Origin of the sequence: Motilibacter deserti (assembly GCF_011250635.1) — a bacterium.
GTDB classification, from domain to species: Bacteria; Actinomycetota; Actinomycetes; order Motilibacterales; family Motilibacteraceae; genus Motilibacter_A; species Motilibacter_A deserti.
Map to the genome: position 1 here is coordinate 1 of NZ_JAANNP010000158.1, position 3,306 is coordinate 3,306.

At 79.9% G+C, this 3,306-nt stretch carries 4 protein-coding genes; all 4 read left to right on the plus strand.

Annotated elements, in window-relative coordinates; translation table 11 throughout:
* Complete coding sequence (locus G9H71_RS21685; protein ID WP_196792361.1) at positions 1-1,203, plus strand: TadA family conjugal transfer-associated ATPase; 1,203 nt, start codon at positions 1-3, stop codon at positions 1,201-1,203.
* Positions 1,200-2,057, plus strand: a complete 858-nt coding sequence (locus G9H71_RS21690; protein WP_166284848.1) for a type II secretion system F family protein — start codon at positions 1,200-1,202, stop codon at positions 2,055-2,057. Before G9H71_RS21685 ends, G9H71_RS21690 begins: the two co-directional genes overlap by 4 nt.
* A 3-nt stretch (positions 2,058-2,060) precedes the next feature.
* Complete coding sequence (locus tag G9H71_RS21695; RefSeq protein ID WP_166284849.1) at positions 2,061-2,822, plus strand: type II secretion system F family protein; 762 nt, start codon at positions 2,061-2,063, stop codon at positions 2,820-2,822.
* Positions 2,823-2,965: 143 nt separating this feature from the next.
* On the plus strand, positions 2,966-3,148 hold the full coding sequence (locus tag G9H71_RS21700; protein ID WP_407939785.1) for a DUF4244 domain-containing protein: 183 nt from the start codon (positions 2,966-2,968) through the stop codon (positions 3,146-3,148).
* The last annotated feature ends 158 nt before the right edge of the window (positions 3,149-3,306 follow it).

Genomic DNA, 3,306 nt, shown 5'->3' on the forward strand with positions numbered 1-3,306 from the left:
CTGCTCCCCGCGGCAGGCGGCGTGAGCCGCCTCGCCCACACGGACGACCGGCCCGACGCCGCCCTGCTCGAGCGCGTCCGGTCCCGCCTCGTCGGGCACGGCGCGGCGCCGAACGCGGTGCTCAGCGCGGCCGACGTCGCCGAAGCCCTCCGCGCCGAGCGGGGCCTGCTCGGCGACGGGCCGGTGCTGGCCGTGGCGGCGGCGCTGCGCGCCGAGCTCGCCGGGCTCGGCCCGCTGCAGCCGCTGCTCGCCGACCCGCGGGTGACCGACGTCCTCGTCAACGGCCCCGCGGACGTGTGGGTGGACCGCGGCGGCGGCCTCGAGCGGGTCGACGCCCGCTTCGCCGACGAGGCGGACGTGCGGCGGATCGCCGAGCGGCTGGCCACCAGCGCCGGGCGGCGGCTCGACGACGGCGCCCCGTGGGTGGAGGCGCGGCTGCCGCAGGGCCTGCGCCTGCACGCGGTCATCCCGCCGGTCGCCGTCGGCGGCACCCATCTGAGCTTGCGGGTGCCCGCCCGGACGCCGCTCTCCCTGGCCCAGCTCGCGGCGGCCGGCGCGGTCACCCCGCTCGTCGAGCAGACCCTGCGCGACCTCGTCGCGGCGCGCGCATCGCTCCTCGTCACCGGCGGCACGGGCGCGGGGAAGACCACGCTCCTCGCCGCACTGCTCGGCCTCGTGCCCGACGACGAGCGGATCGTCATCGCCGAGGACACGGCCGAGCTCGACCCGGACCACCCGCACGTCGTGCGGCTGGAGGGGCGGGCGGCCAACGTCGAAGGGGCCGGCGAGGTCCAGCTCCGCCAGCTGGTCCGGCAGGCGCTGCGCATGCGGCCCGACCGGCTCGTCGTCGGGGAGGTGCGGGGCGCCGAGGTCGTGGACCTGCTCGCGGCGCTCAACACCGGGCACGACGGGGGCAGCGGCACGTTGCACGCGAACGCCGCCGAGGACGTCCCCGCCCGCGTCGAGGCGCTGGCCACGTCGGCCGGGCTCAGCCGCGAGGCGGTCGCCAGCCAGCTCGGCGCCGCCCTCGACGCGGTGGTCCACGTCGCCCGCGGGCGCGACGGCCGGCGGCACGTCGCGTCGGTCGGTGTCCTCGTCCGGCGCCGGGACGGCCTCTGCGCGGTGGTCGAGGCGCTCTCCCCGCGGGGCGAGGGGCCCGGCGCCGAGCAGCTCGCCTCCCTGCTGGCCAGGGCGGGCGGATGACGGGCGACGGCGCTGCCGCAGCCGGCTCGGCCGGGCCGCTGCTCGCGCTCGTGCCGGGGCTCTCGGCCGTGGCGCTCGCCGCGCTCGCGGTGGCGGTCCTCGTGCGGCCTCCGGTACGCCGGGTCCCGGTGTCGCGCGGAGATCGGCCGGCTCCCTCGCCCGGGGCGCTGGGACGCGCGATGCAGGGCGCTGCCCTGCCGGTCGCGGCCGCGCTCGCAGGAGCAGCAGTAGGCGGGCCGGTGGTGGGCGTCCTGGCCGCGGGCGGGACGGTCGCATGGCGCCTGCGACGGCGGCGCGCGCGCGAGGCCTCCGCCCGCGCCGCCCGGCGCGCCGCGACCGTCGAGCTCTGCCTCGCGCTCGCGGCCGGGCTGCGGGCAGGGGCGCCGCCGGTCGCCGCCCTCGTCGACGCCGTGGAGGCGCTGCCCGGCCAGGAGGGCCTGCGGCGCGTGGCCGCTGTGGCCGCCGCCGGCGGGAGCCCTGCCGACGAGCTGGCCGCCGCTGCGGCACTGCCCGGCGGGGAGGGGCTCCGCCGCGTCGCAGCCTGCTGGACCGTGGCCGCGGGCACGGGCGCCGGGCTCGCGGTCGCCCTCGAGCGCGTCGCCGACGGGCTGCGCGCGGACGAGGGCGTACGCCGCGCGGTCGCGGCCCAGCTGGCCGGGCCGCGCTCGACGGCGCGGATGCTCGCAGTCCTCCCGCTGGTCGGGGTGGCCATGGGCACCCTGCTCGGGGCTGCCCCGCTGGACGTCCTGCTCGGCTCGCTCCCAGGGCTCGGGTGCCTCGCCGCGGGGGTCGCGCTGAACGTGCTCGGAATGGCCTGGACCGAGCGCATCGCCCGTGCCGCGGACCCCGGCTGAGCGATGGCCCTCCTCGCCTGCCTGCTCGTGTCGGCGGCCGTGGCCCTGCTCGTCCGGCCGCCGGTCGCCGCCCGAAGGGTCCGGGCGCTGCTCCCCGCCCGCCGGCCGGGCACGGTGGCGGGCTCCCTCCCGCGTCCCACGCCGACGCCCGTGCTCATCCGACCGGCGGTCCGGCTTCCCGCCGTCGGGCTCGTCGCGGGCGCAGTGGCCCTCCTGCTGGGCGGGCCGGTCGGGGCCGCGCTCGGAGGGCTCGCGGCTGCCGTCGCGTACCGGCTGCTCGACCACCCCCGGCTCGCGCTCGACCGCCGGGCCGCGGCGAGGGTGCAGGCGGACGCGGTGGCCGCCGCCGACCTGCTCGCCGCCTGCCTCGGCGCGGGCTCCCCGCTCGAGCCCGCCGCACTGGCCGTCGCCGACGCCGTGGGCGGCGAGGTGGGCGCAACGCTGCGCGAGGCGGTCGCAGCCGTGCGCCTCGGCGCCGACCGACGCTCGGCCTGGCGGGCCGCCGGAGCCGCCCAGCCCGCTCTCGCCGCCCTGTCCCGCGCGGTCGTGCGCAGCTCGGGGAGCGGTGCGCCGCTGGCCCCCACCGTGCTGCGCGTCGCCGACGAGCAGCGCGCCGAGCGTCGGTGGCAGGCAGAGGCGGCCGCCGCGCGCGTCGGCGCCCGGGCGGCGCTGCCGCTAACCCTGTGCTTCCTCCCCGCCTTCGTCCTCGTCGGTGTGGTGCCCGTCGTCATCGGGGTGGCGGGGCCCGTCCTCCGCTCGGCCTGACCGGCCTCGCAGCGGACGAGGCGCTGCCTTTCCACACCCCACCCGGCGTCCACAGATCGCCGTTCGGACGGCCACCGGCGGGGGCTCCCGCTCGACGCTGGTCGTCCAGCCGCTGATCTCTTCAGCACACGACCGGAAGGACGATCCAGATGAAGCGTCGAATCTCGTTGCTCGGGCGGGACGCCGGCATGACGACGGCGGAGTACGCCGTCGGCACCATCGCCGCGTGCGGGTTCGCCGGGCTGCTGCTCAAGGTGGTGACTAGCGACACGGTCAGCTCGCTCCTGGCCTCGGTCGTGGAGCGCGCGCTGGCGACCGCCGCCTGAGATGGGCACCGCACGAGGCAGGGCCGGCCGGAGCGGGGCCCGGGGGTGCGGGGTCGAGAGGTGCGCTGACGAGGCGCGCGGCGACCGGGCGCGCGGCGACGGGGCGCGCGGCGACGGGGCGCGCACCGACTTGGCGCGCACCGACTTGGCGCGCACCG

What these genes read in the sequence shown, in the direction of transcription:
- G9H71_RS21690 (WP_166284848.1), top strand. Translation starts at nt 1,200, where the DNA reads ATGACGGGCGACGGCGCTGCCGCAGCCGGCTCGGCCGGGCCGCTGCTC.
- G9H71_RS21695 (WP_166284849.1), top strand. Translation starts at nt 2,061, where the DNA reads ATGGCCCTCCTCGCCTGCCTGCTCGTGTCGGCGGCCGTGGCCCTGCTC.